Source organism: uncultured Ruegeria sp. (assembly GCF_947500045.1).
Classification (GTDB): domain Bacteria; phylum Pseudomonadota; class Alphaproteobacteria; order Rhodobacterales; family Rhodobacteraceae; genus Ruegeria.
The window spans coordinates 237985-258964 of sequence record NZ_CANMQQ010000004.1 but is presented as its reverse complement, the minus strand read 5'-3'; the positions used below and the strand labels follow the sequence as shown (position 1 = coordinate 258964).

Sequence of the window (20980 nt, the reverse complement as noted above, 5' to 3'; positions counted from 1 at the left end):
TATCTACCTCAATTCGGAAGCGTTAGAACGCTCGTGAGTGTCGCCGTTGTCGCCAGAACCGCTAATACGACTATTGCCTCAACCTCGATGGATCGGGCTAGGCGTTGAGCGGCCATTGCATCTCCACTTTGCATCGCCGGAACAAATCGGAGCTTGTTCGCAGCGGCGAGGATCAACAGCAGCGAGACAAGAAACACTTTAAACAACAGTGCTTGCCCGTAGCCAGTGAACAAGAGCCCATGGAGATTGCCAACAAGCAACCAAGCCATCCAGAGACCTGCTACGATTAAAGTTGGCACAACCAATGTAGCAGCTTGCCCAAACCTATGCCCTAGTTCAGCTGCATTAGTCAGGTGTTCAGGCATTAGAGCCATACTCCGTAGCGGGCTAAAGATGCCGACCCAGAAGGCTACACATAGCAGGTGCAATAGGAGCAAGAGTTGGACGCCAACACTCTCTAGTTCCGGCACGTGCCCTATCTGCACAAAGGACCACATAGCCAATGTACCACCCACGAGCTCGATCCAGTGGCCAAATCGAGAAATAGATAATCCCACAAGGATCAATGCAGCGCCGACAAGCCGGAAAACTAGTACGTCGCCTACGGGGGTCTGCCAAAGTAAACCAAGCATCTCCGGGTCTACCATGCCGTCAACTCCGCCCGTTAAGGCGGCTCCACGAAGCATGAAGCCAACTACCGTTGCGGCGAATGCAAAGCACGCTAAGGCCCTAGCTTGGCGCTTCATCACTCGGTGTACCGGTGCGACAAAGCTGGAATAGAGGCAGCTAACAATCATAAGCCCGGTGGAGCCCGCAAAGCCGATGTAGAGCCCTAGCTTTGCGAGAACTGCGGCAATACCCCAAATGTCTGGCATGCTCATTCCACGGTAAAGGAAAAATCGCCCTGCATCGCATGGCCGTCTTCACCTAAGCCTCGCCATTCGATGACATAGGTGCCCGTTCCATTGCTCGGAAGTGGGAACGTGAACTCCTGACCAAAACTTGTCTGGTCGCCCAATTCTAGGCTTATTGCCGAGTGTTCTTCATGGGCCATTTCTATCAGTGTCAGCCGAATGCTCTTAGAGAAGTTGAGGCCAATTTCAGCGGGCACAGTGGATATTGTAACTCCGTCGGCAGGGGTTGTTTCTTCGACCTTGGAATGCGCCAGTACGCCGCTGGGAAGAGCAGCCATGAGTGCGAGCGTTATGAACTTTTTCATGGTGCTGTCCTCAATTTATCCCGTTGGCACGTTGAACTTCACGAATGTACGCGATCACCATAGCAACGTCACCTCGCGTCAGACCTTCCACGGGCGGCATGTCGCCAAACTGCCAATGGTGGCTTCTTACACCTTGTGAAACAGCTCTCTGAAAGGCTTCATCAGCATGGTGGCTGGGTTCGTATATTTTGTGGATCAGAGGCGGTCCTGCGCCTTCTACACCGACCGCATTGCCACCGTGGCAAGAGGCGCAGGAGACCTCAAAGACACGCTGGCCGATTGCGGCATTACCCTCGATGGGCGGCATCTGAATTGCGACCATAGCATCGCCTTCAAGTGGTTCCTGTGGTGCGGCCTCTTCGATTGAACCGGGCCGAAGAGTTATGAAAGCGGCGACGGCAGCGACGGTGCATACGCCGACTAGTAGGTATCTTTTTTTCATGGATTAGTCCTGACATTCTGGAAGCTGGTAACGCTGCGAAACATCGCGAACAGCCGCACGTGCCGTTCGCTTACGTCCGCAAGGATTTACGCTGCTTTAAAGGTCAGGGGGCCTGTAAGGGCTGTCTGGTTCATTCAGCTTGGCTTGGGCTCTACTCTGGAACTCGGGGTCAATATCTAGTTGATCCTGCTCGGCTTCATGGTTCTGGGACAACAATACAACTGCTTGACAGAAAGCGGGATTACAATCCCCGGTTCCTGAACTGTCCGGGTCATGGTGGGTAGTTGAGGTTGTGATATCGCCACTGCTCATTGCTTCGACAGTGTGTGTCGCCGATTGCATTTGGCCTTCACAGTGGTGGCCGATGCAGCCAATTGATAGGGCCTGAGCAATGGTGCCAAACCCGGTCAGTATGACCAGAACGCTGACTAGCAGAACACGGGAGTATCGCCTTATGACCATGGTTCGGGACGCTAATGCAGAGGAAGACACATTACAACGTTGGTACACGAGGTATTTTGTAGCGACCAGTTATGCCTTGGGTCCAAGGCGGATGTTCAAGTCGTGATTTAGGCCATTTTCCACTGGATAAAACCTCTCACTCACACCAGTATCAACCATAACGTGCAGTGTGTTTGCGGACTTCTGTGCATTTGTTTTGAACTAAACAATTAACAAGGCCCGATCCTGTGGAAGTATTGATACTGCTCATCATTGTAGGGGTAGTTGTGCTGTTCGTTATGCTTAGCAAACGCCAGCCCGACAGAAACACTAAGCCGACCTATCAAACAACTTCGGACTTGAAGCCGAGATTGGGTGCATCCCGCCCGCAAGTCGTTCAGCAGCCCCCGCGTTTCGATGCTGGCAGTGCCGTAGCAGAACCCAAAGAAAAGGTACTGGAAGGCTCAGCATATGTTGTGGACGGCGACACGATAAAAATACAGAAAACACAAGTGCGCTTGTTTGGCGTAGATGCACCTGAGATTAACCACCCGTACGGCAAGAAGGCCAAGTGGGCTTTGGTATCCCTTTGTAAGGGGCAAAAGGTGAGGGCAGTGGTTACTGCTGAGGATACCCACGGTCGTACGGTGGCAAAGTGCTACCTTGAAGATGGGCGCGACCTGTCTGCGGAAATGGTCAAACTCGGGATGGCAATAGATTGGCCTAAATTCTCAGGTGGTAAGTACAGCGCGCTTGAACTACCTGATGCAAGAAAGAAGTTGTGGCTGGCTGACGCTCGGCAAAAGGGACGAATGAATGTCTGGGAGCAATATGAAGCCAAGCAAGTCGCGCGCAATCAAAACAAATAGAGAGCCTCAACGGTGCCAATAGTATATGTGCTGACTAATCCGGCTTTGGACGGCTATGTGAAGATCGGAAGGACTATCGACCTCACTCAACGGCTCCGGCAATTGGACAATACCAGCGTTCCTTTACCGTTTCGTTGTGTGTATGCGGTGGATGTTCCGAATGAAGCTGAAGCAGAAAGACTTCTACACCAGGCCTTCGCAGACCATCGTACTCGTCCAAACCGCGAGTTCTTTAAGATCGATCCACAGCGCGTGATTGCCGCCATGAAATTGACTGGCGGCAAAGACGTCACACCTAAGGATGATATCGCAGAGGACGACACAGGCATCGAGGCCCTATCGAAAGCGGTGTCAAAGAAGCGTAACTATGTGTTCGACAATGCAGGTGTGAAAGTCGGTGATGTGCTTACATATTCCGGCGACGACAGCATCACTGCTACAGTCGTGGCACCGAAGAAGATACTATTCGAAGGCGAACCGATGAGTGTCAGTAAAGCTGCACTGATCTTGCTGCACCGTGAGGGTTACACGTGGAAGTCTGTCAACGGTTGGCAATACTGGGGGCTAGACGGACAAACACTGTCAGAGCGGCTTAGTACACATCAGGCAGACGACAACGACGAAGAGGATGAGTGACATACAGAACGCCGAGGGCCATCGAGCCTTGAAGACCATTCCGTCAAACTTATTGGGGAATTACGCGAAAGGGACTAGGGCAGGCAGGCCGATTGATTGGGGTAACTTGCTCCTTCTGCCGGAATTGAGATCAGGACGCTCTGGAAGTCCCGAGTATCCGATTGGCTCCTATCTCTTTTGCTTCGTCCTTTCTGGCATAGTCAGTTAACACTATACAGCTCCCTAGTCTTGCTTTTGCTAAGCCTACAAGTTTTCATGCGGGCAGGCCGGAAGATATTTAAAACAGATAGATAAGCTATCTGCTCATCTATTGCATATACCAAGTATATCAATTGGGTGGTTTACCACTGCTAACTATACAGGTGATTTGCACCAAGGTGCTGTGTATAGATATTTATTTGCTATACTAGGTATATACAATAAGTGTTCATATACTATGCATCATATTATTAGATTTACTATGTATATACATCTATTTATATATTTAGGGTATACTATCCAGCTACTAACCATGGAGTATTATACTCGGTATATACACCCGGTAGGCATACTATGTGTATCAACTATGATAGTGACCTATGTTCACAATCTATGTGTTCGTATCAGGTATATCATACCGCATTGGTACATACTGGTATTCAATCTTGTGTATAATCTAATACATAACCGTGCAGCGGCAGACAGATCACACATTCGGTAAATGCAATCTATAACTAACCGTGCAGCGGCAGACAGATGACGTTTTTTGCATCTGTCTAACCGGTTTATTACTCAAATGAGGGAGGGGTAAGCCTAGATACACATTTTTGCACATGAATTACAAAGAAGATAGATGACCCGGCACAAGCGTACATTTGTTCAGGGACGGATATACACCCCTCGTGTCCTCCAACAAATGGGGTAGCAGCGGTCAGCTTTGGCCTGCATTGAGTATCCGGTATACCGATGCGCGGCTGATTTCGAGGTGTTTAGCGATCTTGGTAGCACCGACGCCTTTACCTGCCAGAGCAAGTACCTCGTCCGACTTTGCCAACGCAGTTGGTTTGCGCCCCTTGTACTTTCCGGCGGCTTTGGCCTTGGCAATTCCTTCACGCTGACGTTCCAGCATAATCTCACGCTCAAACTCGGCAACGCTTCCCAACAGGTTCAACATCAGCTTCCCTTGGGCCGTAGAAGTGTCGAGACTTAACCCCAAGATCGTTAAGTGTGCGCCAACGACATCAAGCTGGCTGCGGATTTCCATCAGGTGAGCCATGGAGCGCGCCAGACGGTCCAGTTTGGTGACTATTAGGTGATCGCCTTCCCGGATGAAGTTCAGTGCTTCTGCGAGCTTCTCACGCGCTCTCACATCCACTGAGGATACCTGCTCGGTGAATACCTTCTCGCACCCGGCCTTTTTCAGTTCCCGTAGTTGAGCATCAAGCCCAGCCGTTTGATCCAAAGTGGAAGTCCTAGCATAGCCAACAAGCATGATCTGTTCCGTCTCTCAAGGTTTTAGATATTGAGACACATACTGTCGCAAAAGGCAAAGTCAATATATGTGAGACACAATTTGCGTATGCGTCAGTCGTGTCTCTGGGGCAGGGCCTAGAGATACATCCCAGTCACGCCTAAGTCGATCAAGCGTCAGTTGCCGTGCCCTATGGGGGAACTTGCCTAAAGAATACGATAGATACGGGCTCGAAAAAATTCGCCAGAAGTTTGGAAATTCGATGAAATATACTCACTGCTAGCGGCCCGCTCAACCGACGCGGAGAGGAATGTCGGACAAGATGACTTTCGAGTGAGCTTCCGGAACACCTAAACCCTCAAGCACTTCTACGAATGCACCATGGCTTACATAAGGAAACTCTGTAGGCCCAACTATAACTCGATCTAGAAGTGAAGGAATGTCTGCACCATGCAAACCATTCTCTGGGTCGTTCGCCAATCTTAGCTTGTAAACTTTCTGGGGCACGCCGTTAAGGACAACAATCTCTTCGGTCATACCAGGACTTTTCGCTTCTGTTGGGCGATAGAACAGTCTCCACTCCTTCTCTTCCCGGAAGCCAGGGTGCTTCGTCGCAATTGCGAAACGAAACAGCATATTGTGAATGTAGGCCACCAGTTTTTCCTGCCCTAAACCCTGCAAGTATTTCCGATTGATCAGAATACCATTTGTTATCAATGCAAGGTGTGCGGTCAGGTCTTCCTCGGATAAATACAATACTGGAATTGAGTATACGGCCAGCAGGTCGGTAATTGCGGTCAAAGGCGTGTTTTTTACGACAAGCGCGGTATCCCCGTAGGCGCGCCACATTGAAAGCCGCCCCCGCTTGTCTTCTTCTGGATTGTGGAGTGAAACACATGCGATGTACGTTTCAAACTGCCAGTCACGCTCCCAGCCGGCAAGAAGCTCGTCGGCTTTTTCAATGGTGCCCGGAAAAATGTCCTCAACGGCCTCTCGGAACCTTTGGCCTTCAGGCCCGGAGAAAACGGCTCGGATTAAGTGTAGTCCATATGATATCTCCGAGAAGTCGTTCATAGCCGTCGCGTTTCTGAACCACAGTTCTTGGTTACGCAGAACCTTCATCGCAGTATCGGCAGACGTGTAGTAAACGAACCTCTTGTTCTCAGCGACTACAGCCATGTTTTCTTCCATCAGTCCGGGATGGAAAATTTGATTGAACCGAACGGTGGCTTCATCGTATTCCACTGCTTCCCTCGTCTTCCAGTTGTTTAGCAGTGACAACACTATGTTACGTCTGGATGCAATATGGAATGACATCCATCAATTGGCCCCCCACCACCCAAGTTAGCGATACCCTTTGATGTGCTCTAAAAACAACTCTCTGTGCGCGACTTTGCAGATGGCTTCGTACAGAACCGGCAAAGGTACGCTGCCGTCGCCATAGCGCCCCGCCATACCGGGCAGCGCATGACCCAAGAGGATGTCATTGATGTCAGGTTGTACACCAGCATGACGGCAAGCATCTTTGAAGTTATGGCGGAAGGAGTGGAAAGAGGTCTTGGCCGTCTTCGCGCCAATTCTGTCGATGTAGCGGTTAAAGTCTTTGCTGGCTTGATCTGAGTAGTAGCCTGTCGCTCCCAACTTTAGTTCAGGGAATATCCGCTCGTAGCCTGTCTGTCGCCGAGCCTGTACGAAGCGGAGGAAGCCAAGCCGGACTAACTCGGGGTGTATGGGAATAAGTCTGCTTTTGCCGAACTTGACGCGTTGGTCTTCGTCGCCTTCTTGTATCCGAATTAGGGGTACGCCCTCTTCTTGGTCAATGTCGTCAACGCGCAACTGGCACAATTCATTTAGTCGTGCGCCTGTCCATAGGCCCAGTAGTGGAAGCCAATACCAACTGGTTTCGCTCAGGTCTGTATCTCCCGCCTCACTGCGGAACCGCTTAGACTTGCATCCGGTGTACAGTGGGCTGTTGAAGATGTCTTGCAGTTGCTCTTTGCTAAACGGGTCATGTTGGTTTCTGGCGTTGTTGTTGTCAGCTATCTTCATCGGTCCAAAGATGTCTGCGACCTCTTCGTCCAACTGTTTGTCCGCCCAATTCCATATTCCTTGCAGCCTTCCCAAGGCCTTGTTGACTGTACTTACGGATAGCGTTGGCAGACCGTGGTCTTTAGCTGCTTGTATGGCTTCCTTAGGCGTTAGGCCAATTGTTTGCGGTAGTTTATTCCTGTTGCTTGGAAGCTCGATCAGGACATTCTTAAAGTCGCGTGCGTCCGGTTTTTTGTAGTCTAGAACCGGACGGTCGCCTTGCAACTCTATGAAGAGGTCTGTCCAAGCCTGATAGTCGTTCAGCAGCTTGTCTGACCATTGGCTCGTCTGTTCCGCCTCAGCTTTTCTCTCAGCAAACAGGATCGATAGGAGCGGACTGGAAAGCGCGTCTGTGGGCTTCTTCGCAACTTTAGCTGGGACAGTGCCGGAACTAGGCTGACCGCTCTCTGGGGCGTTCACAAGCGTGCTGAGCTGCGTGCCAAAATCGTATTTCTCAAAAGTCTTATCGTGTTCCAGTAAAGCATTGGCCAGTGCCAACTGAGCTTTCTTAATTTCACCTAAAATCAGAAAGGCGTCTTCGCGCGTCTTGGGCTGCTCAACCCCCGCGCCGTTACAAAACTTATCAAGTTCTGAGCGGGCGTAGTCTCTGCCAAGCAGGTCCCAGTAGTCTTCATTGCCCGCTTCATGGTGGCGGATGGTGTCGGCGATGCGTTCCTTCTCTAGCTCGGAATAGGGGCCGAGTTCATCCCTACGTGCCTTTGCCTTCTTTAGTACTTCCGTGAAGTGCTCATGCACCTTTGTGCGCAGTTCGCCGTGGTTCATGCCCGATACTTCTATGTGCCTTGTTATTGTGTCGCCGCACACTGCAAGACGCCGTGCCAGAGTTCCAGCCTCTTTAGGGCATCTCGTACGCAATGACACCCGAAGGGTCTTACGTGTGGTGTTTGGTCTGGTGTGGGGTTTTGGTCTTGTGTCGGGTAGTGGCCAACGAAAGTAGTAGATGCCATGTCGGGACAGTGAGAGATACGCATGCAGCTTCATTTTGTGTCACACCTGTGTGTCACACCGCTCTAATGCTTGCTATCTAGTTGTTCTGTTAGGATTTGGTGGAGCCTAGGGGAGTCGAACCCCTGACCTCTTGCATGCCATGCAAGCGCTCTCCCAACTGAGCTAAGGCCCCATACAGGTACCGCCGAAGCGGTGGCCGGACATTTATGAGACGGCGCACACGAGTTCAAGTATTAAAATTGAATTCGGCGAAAAAGTTCGCGTCGGCAACGCAGGTTGGACGAGGCGGCACGAGCCGCCCCGGAAACCATTAGTTTTCGTCTTCTGACGACATGTCCTTGATATCGTCCAGAGGCACGTTATCGCTGTCGTCTTCGTCGTCCAGTAGATCGTCGTCCAGTTCGACATCTACGCTATCGTCATCGTCCAGAACGATCTCTTCATCCGACGAAGCCTCGCGTGCTTTGACCGATGCTGCGTCTTCGGCGTCTGCTGCGATCATCCGGCTCTTGCCGGTTTCCAATTCAACGATCTCGCCGGTATAGGGGCTGACGATCGGGTTCTTGTTCAGGTCATAAAAGCGTTTGCCGGTGGTCGGGCAGACACGCTTTACGCCCCATTCTTCCTTGGGCATATCAAATCCCCTTGATATCAGGTGAATCTCATCGATGATTCAGGTCACCTGCCACAAGCGGCGGGCACTGTCAAAGCCTTTGCGCTAAGGAGATCGACCCATGGGGCGACACGCATTGCCGGGAACGCCCCCGGTACCGCTGACGTTGCGAAAATCTGCGCGGGCGCGACGGATCAGTTTGCGGATTTCTCAACTGGACGGGCGGGTTACACTCACCTATCCGACAGGGGTCGCCGAGACCGAGGCCTTGGATTTTGCACATCAGAAAGAGGATTGGATTCGCGGTCATCTTCAGGATCGACCAGATGCGGAAACTGTAGAGTTCGGCCAATCCATTTCAATCGAGGGTAAAATGCGGCGAATCGTTCCCGCCCAGGGTCGACGGGTCCTGCTGCACCGCGACGAGATCGGTGTTCCATCCGGGGCAGAAGCGCGACGGCTCGCGCGGTTCCTCAAAGAACTGGCCCGTGATCGGTTGACCGGGGCTTGTGATGACTATGCTGCGATGCTGGGTCGTCCGTATAGCAGCATTACGCTGCGCGATACGCGCTCGCGCTGGGGGTCCTGCAGTTCTGCGGGTGCGTTGATGTTTTCATGGCGCCTGATCCTTGCGCCCCCAGAGGTGTTGCACTACGTGGCCGCACATGAGGTGGCGCATTTGGTCGAGATGAATCACTCGCCTGCCTTCTGGACGCAGGTTGAACGGATCTTTGGCCCGTATAAAGAGCCCCGCCGCTGGCTGCGCGACAACGGGGCAGCGCTTCACCGCTATCGCTTTGACCCGGCTGCTTGACGTCGCGATGATTTGTGATCACATAAACCCATGTTGACCACACGCACCGCCGAGTCTCACACCGCCACGCATGATCGCGTGTATCGTGCCCTGAGATCCCGTATCATGCATGGCGAGATGGCGCCGGGGCAGGCTCTGACTCTGCGCGGTATCGGCAAAGAATTTGGCGTGTCGATGACCCCGGCGCGCGAAGCTGTGCGGCGGCTGGCGGCAGAGGGTGCGCTGTCTCTGTCCTCTTCGGGGCGCGTAGCAACACCTGAGCTGACCCGGGACCGGATCGAAGAGCTGGCCGCGCTGCGTGCGCTGCTTGAGGTTGAACTGGCCAGCCGCGCCCTGCCACGTGCGCATATGGCGCTGATTGAACGGTTGCAAAGCATCAACATGACCGTGGCTGAGATGGTCACGAAACGCGATGCAGTTGGATATATCCGTTCAAATCTAGAGTTTCACCGCACACTTTATCTGCGCGCGCAAGCCCCGGCGATGCTGGCCATGGCTGAGACCGTCTGGCTGCAACTGGGCCCGACGATGCGTGCACTTTATGGCCGTTTGCGGCGCACTGAGCCGCCGCATTATCACCGCCTGATCATTGCAGCACTCAAAGCTGGGGATGAGCCAGGGTTGCGGTTGGCGGTACGCTCAGACGTGACGCAGGGGTTGCGGCTGCTGGTGACCTGAGCGGCTTGTTGCCCATCTTTCTGGCTTGTTGAATTCAAGTGCCGCTCTTCTGGTCTGAGCCGTCGGGCTGGGCTATTCTGTTTGCAAATCACAATAAGAGCAGATTTCTCATGATCAATCGTAGAACCTTTTCTGTCGGGCTTGGGTCAGCCCTGCTAGCCGCCTGTTCCACAGGCAGTACACCCACCAGTACCCCGGCTTCTCGGATGCGTGCCGTTCCGAATGCCGGATGGGATGCGTGGGTGGCCGGTTTCAAAGGCCGGGCCGCATCGCAGGGTATTTCCCAGACCACTTTAAACCGCGCCTTTCAGGGGGCCGGATATCTGCCTGAAGTGATCGAACGCGACCGCAATCAGGTCGAGTTCAAACGCTCGCTTGAGGATTATCTGGCCATTGCTGCCTCGGACGAGCGGATCGATACAGGCAAGCAGATGCTTGTGCGGCACGCGGGTACCTTGTCGCAGATTGAAGCCCAGTACGGGGTCGACAAGGAAGTTGTCGTTGCTGTCTGGGGGTTGGAAAGCCGGTATGGCGCGCGGCGCGGTGATGTGCCGGTGATCTCGGCGACTTCAACACTGGCCTATGACGGACGGCGCGGGGCGTTCTTTGAAAAGCAGCTGGTGGCGGCGCTCAAGATTATTCAAGAGGGCGACACGACACCCGCCAACATGACCGGCAGTTGGGCCGGAGCCATGGGCCACACGCAATTCATTCCGACCTCTTATCTGGCCTATGCGGTGGATTTCACAGGCGACGGACGGCGCGATATCTGGTCCGAAGATCCTGCGGACTCTCTGGCTTCAACGGCCGCCTATCTGGCGCGCGCCGGTTGGGTACGCGGACAACCTTGGGGGGGCGAGGCCGGTACGGTCTCTGGCACTCCGGTGGCTGTGCTGCAACCCCAGACGCCCGGGCCACGTATTGCTGTGTTCCGCAATTTCCAGGTGATCAAACGCTATAACAACTCGGACAGCTATGCCATTGGCGTCGGGCATCTTGCAGACCGGATTGCCGGGGGGGCGCCGTTTCAGGCCTCGTTCGGGCCAGATGCCACTGGGTTGACACTGGAGGACCGCAAAGAGCTGCAGCGCCGTCTGACTTCTGCGGGCTATGACACTCAGGGTGCAGATGGGGTGATCGGAAAGAATACCGAGGCTGCGATCAGCGCCTATCAGCGCGCGAGCGGGCTGTCGGTGACCGGCCAGCCTTCGGCGGCATTGCTGCAGCGGTTGGGTGGTTGACGGGTTAAGCCGCCAACCCTTTTGAGCCGATATCCAGGAACTTCTGACGGCGGTCCTTGATCAGGGCCGCCGCATCCTTGCCGTGAAGCTCTTCCAGCATCGAGGCAATCGCAGACCGCACGGCTTCAACCGTTGCCGGGCGGTCACGATGCGCCCCGCCTTTGGGTTCAGGAATAATGTGGTCGCAGACGCCCAGTTTGTGCAGATCTTGGGCCGTCAGGCGCAGCGCCTCAGCTGCTTCTCGCATTTTTTCGGCATCCTTCCAGAGGATCGAGGCGCATCCTTCGGGTGAAATCACCGAATAAACCGAATGCTCCAGCATCGCGACGCGATTGGCAGTTGCGAACGCCACGGCACCGCCTGATCCACCTTCGCCGATGATAACCGAGACCAGAGGCACGCCAATCTTAAGGCACATCTCGGTCGAGCGCGCGATAGCTTCAGACTGGCCGCGCTCTTCAGCACCCTTACCGGGATAGGCACCGGCTGTGTCGATCAGCGTGATCACCGGCAGACCAAAGCGGCCCGCCATTTCCATCAGGCGCACGGCCTTGCGATAGCCCTCGGGGCGAGCCATGCCGAAATTCCGCTCGATCCGCGATTTGGTGTCGCTGCCTTTTTCATGACCAATCACCATGACAGGCTGGTCGTTGAACCGCGCAAGACCGCCAATCACCGCCAGATCGTCGGCAAAGTTCCGATCACCGGCCAAAGGCGTGAACTCGGTAAACAGCGCATCCACGTAGGTATTACAATGCGGGCGCTCAGGATGCCGCGCGACCTGGCATTTCCGCCAAGGTGTAAGGTCAGCATAAAGTTCGTCCAGCAGCTTGGCGGCCTTGGCATCCAGCGCTGCGGCTTCTTCGGCCACATCCATTTCTTCATTGGCGCGGGCCAGCGCACGCAGCTCTTCAGCTTTGCCTTCGATCTCGGCCAGCGGTTTTTCGAAATCCAGATACTGGGTCATGACGCCTCTCAACGCGGAAGTTCTCTGCTATATGACCAAAGGTTGTCCCGGATGCAACTCAGCAAGATTTGTGGTCGCGGAATATGCGACCACGGATAGGCAAAGAGAAGGAAGGATACCGATGGCTGCCAGCTATGAAGATCGCGTGCTGCGCGTATTGGCTTACATCCACGATCACCCTGCCGGGGATCTGTCGCTGGATGCTTTGGCCGAGGTCGCGGCCATGTCGCGGTTTCACTGGCATCGCGTATTTCGCGCCATCACGGGCGAGACCTGTGCGCAAGCCACCCGTCGGATACGACTGCACCGAGCCGCCTGTTGGTTGGTGCAATCGGACAGGCCGGTCGCGGGGATCGCGACCGATATCGGTTATCCAAATCTGAAATCTTTCGCGCGGGCCTTTTCCGAGGCCTACGGCAGCAGCCCCGCCGCGTTTCGAAAAGCGGGGCGGATTTTGTCGGCCCATCCAAAATTCAGAACCGGAGAATATCCTATGCATCCCATAACAACCCGAACTGAACCCTGTCGCCCTGTCGTCGCACTTCCGCACAAAGGGGCCTACGCTGAGATTGGTCGTAGTTTTGAGGCCTTTGGTGCCTTATGCGAATCCCGAAAGCTGTGGCCACAGGTCGGCCCGATGATCGGGCTTTATCTCGACAGTCCCGATGACGTGCCCGAGGATAAATTGCGCAGCTTTGCAGGGGCGCAGTTTTGCGGCTCAGATACCCCTGATGGGATGGAGCACCTCAACATTCCCGGGGGTAAAACGGCCGTACTGACGTACAAGGGACCGTATTCCGGCATTCATGCCGCATATGAGACCTTGTTCGGTAATTGGCTTCCCGAATCAGGCGAAGAGCCTGCGGATCAGCCCTGCTATGAAATTTATCTCAACGATCCGCGTCAAACCGCCCCCGAGGACTTGCTGACTGAGATTTGTCTGCCGCTCAAATGATCTAATTCGGCCAAAGCACTGGATAAAGTGAGGCGACAAGAAGCGCAGCCATAGTCCAGTTGAATATCAACAAACGGCGCGGATTCGTCAGGACTCGCGCCATCTGCTGTCCAAGAACTGTCCACGTACTGACCGAAGGCAGGTTGATTGCACCAAACACCAACGCCACAAGAATAATAGCATTAAGCGATTGCCCGGGTGCGTAAGCCGACGTTGCCGTAAGCGCCATTGCCCAGGCCTTTGGGTTCACCCACTGGAATGCAGCAGCTTGCAAGAATGTCATCGGTGTACCGATGGCACTTTGCCCCTTCACAGGCGCTGCATGGGCGATTTTCCAAGCCAGATACAGCAGATAGATCACGGAGACGACTTTGAGCACCGAATAGCTGATTGGAAACTGATCGAAAATCTGAACAAGGCCGGATCCCACCAGCAAGACCATGAATGTAAAGCCCAACCCGATACCCAGCATATGTGGTATGGTCCGTCGGAAGCCAAAATTTGCCCCGGACGCCATCAGCATGAGGTTGTTCGGCCCCGGCGTAATCGAAGTAACAAAGGCGAATACGATCAGGGCAATCAGGATATCGTAGGTCATGGCCGCATATTCTAGGCAAAACAAGCAAATGAAATTGCGTTTTCGTGCAAAACAGAGCTAGTTTCGCAACTAATGGCGAAGATTGATGAAATAAACCAACAGATATTGCATGAGCTCTCGCAGGATGGCCGCATTAGCAACCTCGATCTCGCTGATCGTGTTGGTCTGTCGCCCTCGGCGTGCTTGCGTCGGGTGCAAGAGTTGGAGCGTGCTGGGGTTATATCCGGCTATCGTGCCGTTTTGGACCCGACCGCGCTGGGCATAGGCTTCGTCGCCTACATAGGCGTTGGCTTGGGTGAGCATACCAAGGTGGCGCAAGAAAGGTTCGAACGGGCCCTGCAGCGGGCACCCGAAGTGGTAGAATGCCACAACATCACCGGAACGATCGAGTACCTTTTGCGGGTCGAGTGCGTGGATCTGCCATCCTATAAAACCTTCCACACCGAAGTATTGGGGACGCTGCCACATGTGACCTCGATCACTTCATATGTCGTGATGGGGTCGCCAAAGGATACGCGCGCGTGATGGTCAAAATGTGAATTGTAACCATCTTGCGGGGCCAAAATTCACGGCCTAAGGTCATGGTAACAGTGTCGCCTGCAGGGTTTGATCCCCAAGCGGGCGCGAATTCAGGGAGAAGACCATGACATTTTTTCGGACCGGAGCGCTTGTGGCCGCCTTGGCAGTATTTGCTGGCGCTGTCACCGCAGCACCTGTGAAGTTGACGCCGGCAAACCCTCAGCCAAGCCCAAAAGCGGGCTTAAATGTAGTGTATAGCTGGGAAGGTAACCCGCCCCGCAAGATCCAAAATCTTGCCAAGGTTAAGCAATTGCTAAGGAAGGCAACGCCTGGCTCTCCCCTTCGGGGATTGGATTACCGGGACACGAACGAGGGCGATCCTGTCCTGACCTTCAATGAGGCCTTCAATGTAGCCGCCGAAATCACCGGATATATGCGGTTTGATTCACCCGGCATTTACGAGCTTGAAACCTGGTCAAACGATGGGATTGATGCGTGGGTCGGGGGGCAGCAGATCGGATATGTGAACGGCCGTCAGGGCTGCGAAGCCAACCAGCGCACTGAGGTCGAGGTGCCGAAGGCTGGCTGGTACCCTCTCAATATCAAGTACTTTCAAAAATACGGCACTGCCTGTCTGATGATGAAATCAGGAAAACAGGGTGAGCGGATCACCTGGACACCCAATGAGGTCTTTGGCCGCTAATCATATCGGAAAAGGCGCTCGGGTGAGCGCCTTTTTTTATTGGTGCGTCAATTGCTCGCCGCGATCAGCTCAGCCTGCGCGACAATGACCTCGGCCTGCTTGATCGAGGCAATGTCGACCAGACGCCCTTTGTAAACTGTTGCGCCTTCACCGTTGGCTTTTGCTTGTTCCATCGCGGCCAGAATCTCGCGTGCCTCAGAGACGGCCTCATCCGAAGGCGTAAACACCTGATTGGCCAGCGCGATCTGTTTGGGGTGGATGGCCCATTTCCCCACCATCCCCAGCGTGGCCGAGCGTTTGGCCTGCGCGATATAACCCTCATCATCCGAGAAATCGCCGAACGGCCCGTCCACGGGCAGCACGCCATGGGTGCGGCAGGCGGCGACAATAGCGGCCTGCGCCCAGTGCCATGGATCGGACCAGTGTTTCTCACCCTCACGCAGCATATAGTAGTTTTCCTGCGTGCCACCGATGCCGGTTGTCTGCATCCCCATTGACGCGGCAAAATCCGCAGCCCCAAGGCTCATGGCCTGCAGGCGCGGGGATGAAGCCGCGATCTCTTCGACATGTGCCAACCCGGCGGCGGATTCGATGATCACTTCGAATGAGATTGGTTTGGACCGGCCTTTGGCGCGCTCGATGGCTGTCACCAGCGCGTCTACCGCATAGACATCCGCCGCGCAGCCCACCTTGGGGATCATGATCTGGTCCAGACGATCCCCTGCCTGTTCCAGAACATCGACCACATCGCGATACCAATAAGGTGTATCCAACCCGTTGATCCGAACCGACAGGTATTTGTTGCCCCAATCGACCGTGTTCAAAGCACCAATCACGTTGGCGCGGGCAGCATCTTTGTCAGATGGGGCCACCGAGTCTTCCAGATCCAGGTTAATGACATCCGCCGCTGACGCAGCCATTTTCGGGAACAGCTTGGTATTCGAGCCCGGGCCAAACAATTGGCACCGATTGGGGCGCGCCGGTGCGTCGGGTTGGATGCGGAAACTCATCTGAACCTCGTCTAGGTAATGAAATTACGTTCTTTTCTGATAATTGGATATTAAATTACGTGGTGCTGTGCAAGCTTGATTGTGCAAGTGCGGCAATGCGCGTGCAGAATGACCTGAATTTGGCGTATGTCGAGGACGCCTAAAGTTTGATCAGTTTAGAAACTTCGAATAATTTTGCGGATTTCTATCTAAATACGCAATTTCATCCTGCGCGTTGGCGAGTTGTAAGGAGAATTCGAGAAACCCTCGTCAATTCGGTTCTCTAGCTTAAGTCAAAATCGAAGGAGTGCAGCGCGATGATCGAGACACCGTATCTTTTGTTTTTGGGCGATGCGCCCGACTTGTTGGCGGCCAAAGTGGCCATTGGTATCCGGGACTGGCGTCCTGAAAACGCCGTGGGTCAAATAAGGCTCGAAGGTTGCCCGACTGATCTGGGTCTGACGGATATGACGCTTGCCGAAGGCAAGGCCGCCGGTGCCAAGACGCTGGTCATCGGCGTTGCCAACCGGGGTGGCATCATCAGCGAAGCGTGGAAAGAGGTTCTGATCGCCGCGCTGGAGATGGGTTATGATCTGGCGTCGGGCCTGCACAATCTTTTGCGTGACGAGGGTGATCTGGTTGCCGCAGCGCAGACCCATGGCTGTACCTTGCACGATGTCCGTGTGCCTACCGTAGGCTACCCAATTGCAAACGGTCGCAAACGCACCGGTAAGCGGTGTCTGGCTGTTGGAACCGACTGCTCTGCCGGTAAAATGTACACCGCGATGTCGATGGACGCCGAGATGCGCAAACGCGGAATGAAATCCTCGTTCCGGGCTACGGGTCAGACCGGGATTCTGGTAACCGGTCAGGGTGTGCCGCTGGATGCAGTTATCGCGGATTTCATGGCGGGATCCGTTGAGTATCTGACACCGGACAATGATCCGGATCACTGGGATCACATCGAAGGGCAGGGCTCATTGTTCCATGTTTCCTATTCCGGTGTGACCATGGCCTTGATCCATGGTGGGCAGCCCGATGCACTAATCCTGTGTCATGAACCAACCCGCACCCATATGCGTGGCTTGCCTGAATATTCTCTGCCGACGCTTGAGCAATTGCGCGACACAGCGCTGCCGCTGGCGCGCGTGGCGAACCCTGAGTGTAAAGTCGCTGGTGTGTCGATCAACACTCAGCATCTGGGCGAAGACGACGCACGCGCGTACATCGCCAAGGTCGAGGCTGAGATGGGTATCCCAGCAACCGACCCTTACCGTTTTGGGGCCGGGAAACTGGTGGATGCGCTGGCTGCGATATGATTTGAACGGTCTGCCCGGGGGATGAGATTTTTCGTCGAAAAATTTTCGCCTTCCGGGAGGAGCATTTGGGAAAAGAAGAAGGAGCAGGCGCGTGCAGATAGAGGTTTCTCGTGATGTGTTTCGGCTGGCGCAGGTTTTCACCATCTCGCGCGGCTCACGAACCGAGGCAAAGGTACTGACGGTCCGAATATCGGATGGCCTGCATCGTGGCTGGGGTGAATGTGTGCCTTATGCCCGCTATGACGAAACGCTGGACTCGGTCGAGGCCCAGATTGCAGGGCTGCCCGATGTGTTCTCGCGTTATTCCTTGATGGACCTGTTGCCTGCTGGCGCGGCGCGGAATGCGGTGGACTGTGCGCTGTGGGATTTGGAAGCGAAGCGTGCGGGCAAGCGTGCGTGGGAGCTGGCCGAACTCGTCACACCGGGGCCGGAAATCACCGCCTATACACTGTCGCTGGACACGCCTGAGGCGATGCAGGCCCAAGCTGCGGAGAATGCGTTTCGCCCTTTGTTGAAGATCAAACTGGGAACGCCAGATGATATGCCCCGGCTCGAAGCCGTGCGGGCGGGTGCGCCAAATTCGAAAATCATCATCGACGCCAATGAAGGCTGGTCTGCAGATGTTTATGCTGATCTTGCCCCGCACCTTGTGCGTCTGGGTGTTGCTCTGGTCGAGCAGCCTCTGCCAGCCGGCGAGGATGATGCCTTGATCGGGATGGAGCGTCCGGTACCGGTCTGTGCGGACGAATCCTGCCACGATCGGACCAGCCTTCCAGCGCTAAAAGGCAAATATGATGTTGTGAACATCAAACTGGACAAGACCGGTGGGCTGACCGAGGCGCTGGAACTGCGCAAGGCCGCGCTGGCCGAGGGTTATGGCGTCATGGTTGGATGCATGGTCGGGAGTTCGCTGGCAATGGCACCCGCGACACTGGTGGCTCAGGGCGCGATGGTAACAGACCTTGACGGGCCTCTGCTTCTGGCCGAAGACCGGGATACACCGCTGAATTTTGATGACGCCGGAGTACATCCGCCCAAAGCGGCGCTTTGGGGATAATAAAGGCCCGGAGACAAAAAAGGATACGACATGACCCGCACCGTATATGTGAATGGCGAATACCTGCCCGAGACCGAAGCACGTGTTTCGATCTTTGACCGGGGTTTTCTGTTTGCGGATGGCGTGTACGAAGTGACCAGCGTACTGGATGGCAAGCTGATCGACTTTGAAGGCCATGCGATACGCCTGAAGCGGTCGTTGGACGCGCTGGACATGGTGCAGCCTTGTGACATGGACAAATTGCTTGAGATCCACCGCAAACTGGTCGAATTGAACGGGATTGAGGAAGGCCTGATATATCTGCAGGTCACACGGGGTTCAGATGGTGACCGGGATTTTGTTTTCCCGTCCGCAGATACAAAACCCAGCCTTGTGCTGTTTACCCAAAACAAACCTGGTCTTGCCGATAGCCCAGCGGCGCAGAAGGGTGCCAAGATCATCTCGATCGAAGATATCCGCTGGGGTCGGCGCGACATCAAGACCGTGCAACTGCTCTATCCGTCCATGGGTAAGATGATGGCCAAGAAAGCGGGCTGCGATGATGCGTGGCTGGTAGAAGACGGCTATGTGACAGAAGGCACCAGCAACAACGCCTATTTCGTCAAGAACGGCAAGATCGTCACGCGTCCGCTGTCCAGCGATATTCTGCACGGTATCACCCGCAAGGCGGTTCTGCGGATGGCCGCTGAGGCACAGATGGAGGTCGAAGAGCGCCTGTTCACCATCGACGAAGCCAAAGAGGCGGATGAAGCTTTCACGACCTCAGCCAGCGCATTCGTGATGCCGGTGGTTGAGATTGATGGCGTTGCACTGGGCGATGGTACGCCAGGTCCGATTGCCAAGCGCCTGCGTGAGATTTATCTGGACGAAAGCCGCAAAGCTGCAATCTAACGAAAAGGCCCGCCTGTTTGGCGGGCCTTCATCGTTTCGGGCATTAGCCCTTATTCGTCACATTCTCTTCAAACGCGACCTTGAACGCTGCCTGTTTCTCGGGGCTGGCTTCGGTTTGATAGGTGGCCTTCCACTCATCCATGGTCATGCCATAGAAAATCTCGCGCGCCTCGTCTTTGCCCATTTCGATGCCATTGGCATTGGCGGCTTCCTGATACCAGCGAGACAGGCAATTGCGGCAGAACCCGGTCAGATTCATCATGTCGATATTCTGGACGTCGGTGCGGTCCTGCATCAGATGCTGCTGCAAGCGGCGGAACGCAGCGGCCTGAAGTTCGATTTCGGTTTGCTTGTCCATGGTCTGGCTCCGGATGATTGTCTTGCGTCTTGGGACTGACCTAACAATCTGCGGGCCTGGTTACAATGAACTCACGGGCCTGCGGAATTGTAGGCTTGAGAACTATGCCAGTTTCAGAGCCAGCCATGGTATCAGGCAAAAAATGAGTGTTAGCATCTTGTAGTTCGCAAGATACCGGAAATAGGCGCGTTTTATGTCGGCCTGCTCCATCTGGAACATTCTGCCATGCACATCTGCAATCCAGTCCTGCAAGGCCAAGACCATTATCGTGCTGAAAAGCAAAACTGCGATGTTCAGAACCGTCATCCAACCGAAGACGGTTGTCAGAAATTCCTGAGTCATGGTCGTCCCCTTTCATTGGATATATGGGTGCCATCGCCTTGACTCACAATATCGCGAAGTCTGGGTTAACCCAATGTCATAGGCCGCTTTTGTGTAGAGCATCCTGCAGAATCACGGCCAGACGTTCCGCCCAGCCGCGTTGCCCTTCATGATCGGCGATCAAATCATTGCGCAGCTCGATCAGCGCATTCGGGCGGCCAAAAGCCGTGCAATGTTTGTCGATCGCATCGCCTGGCAGAACGCCGGTATAGGGTTCGTTCACCCCCACGCACAGATCGTCCTCGGCATTAAGCCGGTTGATCAATGGGCGCGCAAACCGATCATCCGAGGTGTGCAAAACACCAATGTGCCACGGCCGGGGGTCGCGGCCCCGCAGCTGGCGTGTAAAGGAATGCATGGAGATGATAACCGCATCGGGTTGGGCTGCAAGCTGTGCCAGCGCGTCATGATAAGGGCGGTAACACATGTTCAGACGCCGCTCACGCTCTGCCGCATCGGCGTTTCTATTGCCCGGAATGATTGAACCATCATAGAGCTTCATTAGTAACGTCGGGTCATCCTCACCCCGGTTGGGGTCAATCACAAGGCGCGAGAAGTTGGCCGCGATCACGGGTGCGTTCAGCACCTCACCCAGATGTTTCGAGACCTCGTAGGCACCCACGTCATAGGCGATGTGGCGTTCCATATCTTCACGCGGCAGGCCAAGGTCTCCGCCATTGACTTCGGAGGGTACGATATTGGTTGCGTGGTCACAAGTAATCAGCCACCGCGATGGGCGGTCTGCGCCGTGAACGAAAAACGGAGAGTATGTCATGAGCCTGT

Annotated in this window: 24 protein-coding genes, 1 tRNA gene and 1 pseudogene; 12 read left to right on the top strand and 14 right to left on the bottom strand. The window is 54.6% G+C overall.

Annotated elements, in window-relative coordinates:
• Nucleotides 1-8 precede the first annotated feature (8 nt).
• From Q1B46_RS09410 to Q1B46_RS09400, 3 genes are all read right to left on the bottom strand, one after another.
• On the bottom strand, nt 9-365 hold the full coding sequence (locus Q1B46_RS09410; RefSeq protein WP_299947560.1) for a CopD family protein: 357 nt from the start codon (nt 363-365) through the stop codon (nt 9-11).
• A 512-nt stretch (nt 366-877) separates the two neighbouring features.
• Complete coding sequence (locus tag Q1B46_RS09405; protein WP_299947308.1) at nt 878-1219, bottom strand: copper resistance CopC family protein; 342 nt, start codon at nt 1217-1219, stop codon at nt 878-880.
• A 10-nt stretch (nt 1220-1229) separates the two neighbouring features.
• Nucleotides 1230-1661 (bottom strand): cytochrome c, encoded by a 432-nt coding sequence (locus tag Q1B46_RS09400; RefSeq protein WP_299947307.1) that lies wholly within the window; start codon nt 1659-1661, stop codon nt 1230-1232.
• A gap of 689 nt (nt 1662-2350) precedes the next feature.
• On the opposite strand from Q1B46_RS09400, the gene Q1B46_RS09395 reads away from it, so the two are divergent.
• The 3 genes and pseudogenes from Q1B46_RS09395 to Q1B46_RS09390 all read left to right on the top strand — a co-directional run bounded on the left by Q1B46_RS09395 (nt 2351) and on the right by Q1B46_RS09390 (nt 3607).
• Nucleotides 2351-2971, top strand: coding sequence for a thermonuclease family protein (locus Q1B46_RS09395; RefSeq protein WP_299947304.1), 621 nt, complete (start codon nt 2351-2353; stop codon nt 2969-2971).
• A gap of 12 nt (nt 2972-2983) precedes the next feature.
• Nucleotides 2984-3229 (top strand): annotated as a pseudogene (locus Q1B46_RS22190) (GIY-YIG nuclease family protein); the annotation flags it as partial.
• Between the two features lie 6 nt (nt 3230-3235).
• Nucleotides 3236-3607: a hypothetical protein gene (locus Q1B46_RS09390; protein WP_234995214.1), complete on the top strand. Its 372-nt coding sequence runs from the start codon at nt 3236-3238 to the stop codon at nt 3605-3607.
• Between the two features lie 910 nt (nt 3608-4517).
• On the opposite strand, the gene Q1B46_RS09385 is transcribed toward Q1B46_RS09390, so the two are convergent.
• The 5 genes from Q1B46_RS09385 to Q1B46_RS09365 form a co-directional block, all read right to left on the bottom strand.
• On the bottom strand, nt 4518-5078 hold the full coding sequence (locus Q1B46_RS09385) for a recombinase family protein (protein WP_299947299.1): 561 nt from the start codon (nt 5076-5078) through the stop codon (nt 4518-4520).
• Nucleotides 5079-5348: 270 nt separating this feature from the next.
• Complete coding sequence (locus tag Q1B46_RS09380; RefSeq protein ID WP_299947296.1) at nt 5349-6302, bottom strand: DUF2971 domain-containing protein; 954 nt, start codon at nt 6300-6302, stop codon at nt 5349-5351.
• Nucleotides 6303-6401: 99 nt separating this feature from the next.
• The gene (locus Q1B46_RS09375) at nt 6402-7928 is read right to left on the bottom strand and encodes a site-specific integrase (RefSeq protein WP_299947294.1); all 1527 of its coding nucleotides are present in this window, start codon (nt 7926-7928) and stop codon (nt 6402-6404) included.
• A gap of 282 nt (nt 7929-8210) precedes the next feature.
• Nucleotides 8211-8286: transfer RNA gene (locus Q1B46_RS09370), tRNA-Ala, on the bottom strand.
• 138 nt (nt 8287-8424) lie between these two features.
• A complete protein-coding gene (locus tag Q1B46_RS09365) occupies nt 8425-8748 on the bottom strand; it encodes a TIGR02300 family protein (RefSeq protein WP_299947291.1) in 324 nt (107 codons plus the stop codon).
• A 100-nt stretch (nt 8749-8848) separates the two neighbouring features.
• Here Q1B46_RS09365 and Q1B46_RS09360 point away from each other — a divergent pair, with 100 nt between their 5' ends.
• The 3 genes from Q1B46_RS09360 (at nt 8849) to Q1B46_RS09350 (ending at nt 11460) form a co-directional block, all read left to right on the top strand.
• Nucleotides 8849-9541 (top strand): SprT family zinc-dependent metalloprotease, encoded by a 693-nt coding sequence (locus tag Q1B46_RS09360; protein WP_299947288.1) that lies wholly within the window; start codon nt 8849-8851, stop codon nt 9539-9541.
• A gap of 30 nt (nt 9542-9571) precedes the next feature.
• A complete protein-coding gene (locus tag Q1B46_RS09355) occupies nt 9572-10219 on the top strand; it encodes a GntR family transcriptional regulator (RefSeq protein WP_299947286.1) in 648 nt (215 codons plus the stop codon).
• Nucleotides 10220-10329: 110 nt separating this feature from the next.
• Nucleotides 10330-11460, top strand: coding sequence for a lytic murein transglycosylase (locus Q1B46_RS09350; protein WP_299947283.1), 1131 nt, complete (start codon nt 10330-10332; stop codon nt 11458-11460).
• Between the two features lie 4 nt (nt 11461-11464).
• On the opposite strand, the gene Q1B46_RS09345 is transcribed toward Q1B46_RS09350, so the two are convergent.
• A complete protein-coding gene (locus Q1B46_RS09345; RefSeq protein ID WP_299947281.1) occupies nt 11465-12427 on the bottom strand; it encodes an acetyl-CoA carboxylase carboxyltransferase subunit alpha in 963 nt (320 codons plus the stop codon).
• Between the two features lie 121 nt (nt 12428-12548).
• Here Q1B46_RS09345 and Q1B46_RS09340 point away from each other — a divergent pair, with 121 nt between their 5' ends.
• Entirely contained in the window at nt 12549-13382 is an 834-nt protein-coding gene (locus Q1B46_RS09340) for a GyrI-like domain-containing protein (RefSeq protein ID WP_299947278.1), read from the top strand.
• 1 nt (nt 13383) lies between these two features.
• Here Q1B46_RS09340 and Q1B46_RS09335 read toward each other — a convergent pair whose 3' ends face one another.
• A complete protein-coding gene (locus Q1B46_RS09335) occupies nt 13384-13980 on the bottom strand; it encodes a LysE family translocator (protein ID WP_299947275.1) in 597 nt (198 codons plus the stop codon).
• Between the two features lie 72 nt (nt 13981-14052).
• Here Q1B46_RS09335 and Q1B46_RS09330 point away from each other — a divergent pair, with 72 nt between their 5' ends.
• Entirely contained in the window at nt 14053-14505 is a 453-nt protein-coding gene (locus tag Q1B46_RS09330; RefSeq protein ID WP_299947272.1) for an Lrp/AsnC family transcriptional regulator, read from the top strand.
• Nucleotides 14506-14623: 118 nt separating this feature from the next.
• Nucleotides 14624-15202, top strand: coding sequence for a PA14 domain-containing protein (locus tag Q1B46_RS09325; protein ID WP_299947270.1), 579 nt, complete (start codon nt 14624-14626; stop codon nt 15200-15202).
• A gap of 47 nt (nt 15203-15249) precedes the next feature.
• Here Q1B46_RS09325 and Q1B46_RS09320 read toward each other — a convergent pair whose 3' ends face one another.
• Nucleotides 15250-16212 (bottom strand): L-malyl-CoA/beta-methylmalyl-CoA lyase, encoded by a 963-nt coding sequence (locus Q1B46_RS09320; RefSeq protein ID WP_299947268.1) that lies wholly within the window; start codon nt 16210-16212, stop codon nt 15250-15252.
• A 296-nt stretch (nt 16213-16508) separates the two neighbouring features.
• Here Q1B46_RS09320 and dgcN point away from each other — a divergent pair, with 296 nt between their 5' ends.
• The 3 genes from dgcN to Q1B46_RS09305 all read left to right on the top strand — a co-directional run bounded on the left by dgcN (nt 16509) and on the right by Q1B46_RS09305 (nt 19458).
• Nucleotides 16509-17510, top strand: a complete 1002-nt coding sequence (gene dgcN / locus Q1B46_RS09315) for an N-acetyltransferase DgcN (RefSeq protein WP_299947266.1) — start codon at nt 16509-16511, stop codon at nt 17508-17510.
• 91 nt (nt 17511-17601) lie between these two features.
• Nucleotides 17602-18567 (top strand): N-acetyl-D-Glu racemase DgcA, encoded by a 966-nt coding sequence (gene dgcA, locus Q1B46_RS09310; RefSeq protein ID WP_299947263.1) that lies wholly within the window; start codon nt 17602-17604, stop codon nt 18565-18567.
• A 30-nt stretch (nt 18568-18597) separates the two neighbouring features.
• Entirely contained in the window at nt 18598-19458 is an 861-nt protein-coding gene (locus Q1B46_RS09305; protein ID WP_299947260.1) for a D-amino-acid transaminase, read from the top strand.
• A gap of 43 nt (nt 19459-19501) precedes the next feature.
• Here Q1B46_RS09305 and Q1B46_RS09300 read toward each other — a convergent pair whose 3' ends face one another.
• The 3 genes from Q1B46_RS09300 to Q1B46_RS09290 form a co-directional block, all read right to left on the bottom strand.
• Nucleotides 19502-19816, bottom strand: a complete 315-nt coding sequence (locus tag Q1B46_RS09300) for a DUF1244 domain-containing protein (RefSeq protein WP_299947258.1) — start codon at nt 19814-19816, stop codon at nt 19502-19504.
• Nucleotides 19817-19918: 102 nt separating this feature from the next.
• Nucleotides 19919-20158 (bottom strand): DUF6868 family protein, encoded by a 240-nt coding sequence (locus Q1B46_RS09295; protein ID WP_299947256.1) that lies wholly within the window; start codon nt 20156-20158, stop codon nt 19919-19921.
• A 76-nt stretch (nt 20159-20234) separates the two neighbouring features.
• Nucleotides 20235-20972 (bottom strand): N-formylglutamate amidohydrolase, encoded by a 738-nt coding sequence (locus Q1B46_RS09290; protein ID WP_299947254.1) that lies wholly within the window; start codon nt 20970-20972, stop codon nt 20235-20237.
• Nucleotides 20973-20980: the final 8 nt, after the last annotated feature.

Excerpts from the sequence above, each read along its gene's own strand:
- Q1B46_RS09410 (WP_299947560.1), bottom strand. The coding sequence starts at position 365 with ATGCCTGAACACCTGACTAATGCAGCTGAACTAGGGCATAGGTTTGGG.
- Q1B46_RS09405 (WP_299947308.1), bottom strand. The coding sequence starts at position 1,219 with ATGAAAAAGTTCATAACGCTCGCACTCATGGCTGCTCTTCCCAGCGGC.
- Q1B46_RS09400 (WP_299947307.1), bottom strand. The coding sequence starts at position 1,661 with ATGAAAAAAAGATACCTACTAGTCGGCGTATGCACCGTCGCTGCCGTC.
- Q1B46_RS09390 (WP_234995214.1), top strand. The coding sequence starts at position 3,236 with ATGAAATTGACTGGCGGCAAAGACGTCACACCTAAGGATGATATCGCA.
- Q1B46_RS09385 (WP_299947299.1), bottom strand. The coding sequence starts at position 5,078 with ATGCTTGTTGGCTATGCTAGGACTTCCACTTTGGATCAAACGGCTGGG.
- Q1B46_RS09375 (WP_299947294.1), bottom strand. The coding sequence starts at position 7,928 with ATGAACCACGGCGAACTGCGCACAAAGGTGCATGAGCACTTCACGGAA.
- Q1B46_RS09365 (WP_299947291.1), bottom strand. The coding sequence starts at position 8,748 with ATGCCCAAGGAAGAATGGGGCGTAAAGCGTGTCTGCCCGACCACCGGC.
- Q1B46_RS09360 (WP_299947288.1), top strand. The coding sequence starts at position 8,849 with ATGGGGCGACACGCATTGCCGGGAACGCCCCCGGTACCGCTGACGTTG.
- Q1B46_RS09355 (WP_299947286.1), top strand. The coding sequence starts at position 9,572 with ATGTTGACCACACGCACCGCCGAGTCTCACACCGCCACGCATGATCGC.
- Q1B46_RS09350 (WP_299947283.1), top strand. The coding sequence starts at position 10,330 with ATGATCAATCGTAGAACCTTTTCTGTCGGGCTTGGGTCAGCCCTGCTA.
- Q1B46_RS09345 (WP_299947281.1), bottom strand. The coding sequence starts at position 12,427 with ATGACCCAGTATCTGGATTTCGAAAAACCGCTGGCCGAGATCGAAGGC.
- Q1B46_RS09340 (WP_299947278.1), top strand. The coding sequence starts at position 12,549 with ATGGCTGCCAGCTATGAAGATCGCGTGCTGCGCGTATTGGCTTACATC.
- Q1B46_RS09335 (WP_299947275.1), bottom strand. The coding sequence starts at position 13,980 with ATGACCTACGATATCCTGATTGCCCTGATCGTATTCGCCTTTGTTACT.
- Q1B46_RS09330 (WP_299947272.1), top strand. The coding sequence starts at position 14,053 with ATGGCGAAGATTGATGAAATAAACCAACAGATATTGCATGAGCTCTCG.
- Q1B46_RS09325 (WP_299947270.1), top strand. The coding sequence starts at position 14,624 with ATGACATTTTTTCGGACCGGAGCGCTTGTGGCCGCCTTGGCAGTATTT.
- Q1B46_RS09320 (WP_299947268.1), bottom strand. The coding sequence starts at position 16,212 with ATGAGTTTCCGCATCCAACCCGACGCACCGGCGCGCCCCAATCGGTGC.
- dgcN (WP_299947266.1), top strand. The coding sequence starts at position 16,509 with ATGATCGAGACACCGTATCTTTTGTTTTTGGGCGATGCGCCCGACTTG.
- Q1B46_RS09305 (WP_299947260.1), top strand. The coding sequence starts at position 18,598 with ATGACCCGCACCGTATATGTGAATGGCGAATACCTGCCCGAGACCGAA.
- Q1B46_RS09300 (WP_299947258.1), bottom strand. The coding sequence starts at position 19,816 with ATGGACAAGCAAACCGAAATCGAACTTCAGGCCGCTGCGTTCCGCCGC.
- Q1B46_RS09295 (WP_299947256.1), bottom strand. The coding sequence starts at position 20,158 with ATGACTCAGGAATTTCTGACAACCGTCTTCGGTTGGATGACGGTTCTG.
- Q1B46_RS09290 (WP_299947254.1), bottom strand. The coding sequence starts at position 20,972 with ATGACATACTCTCCGTTTTTCGTTCACGGCGCAGACCGCCCATCGCGG.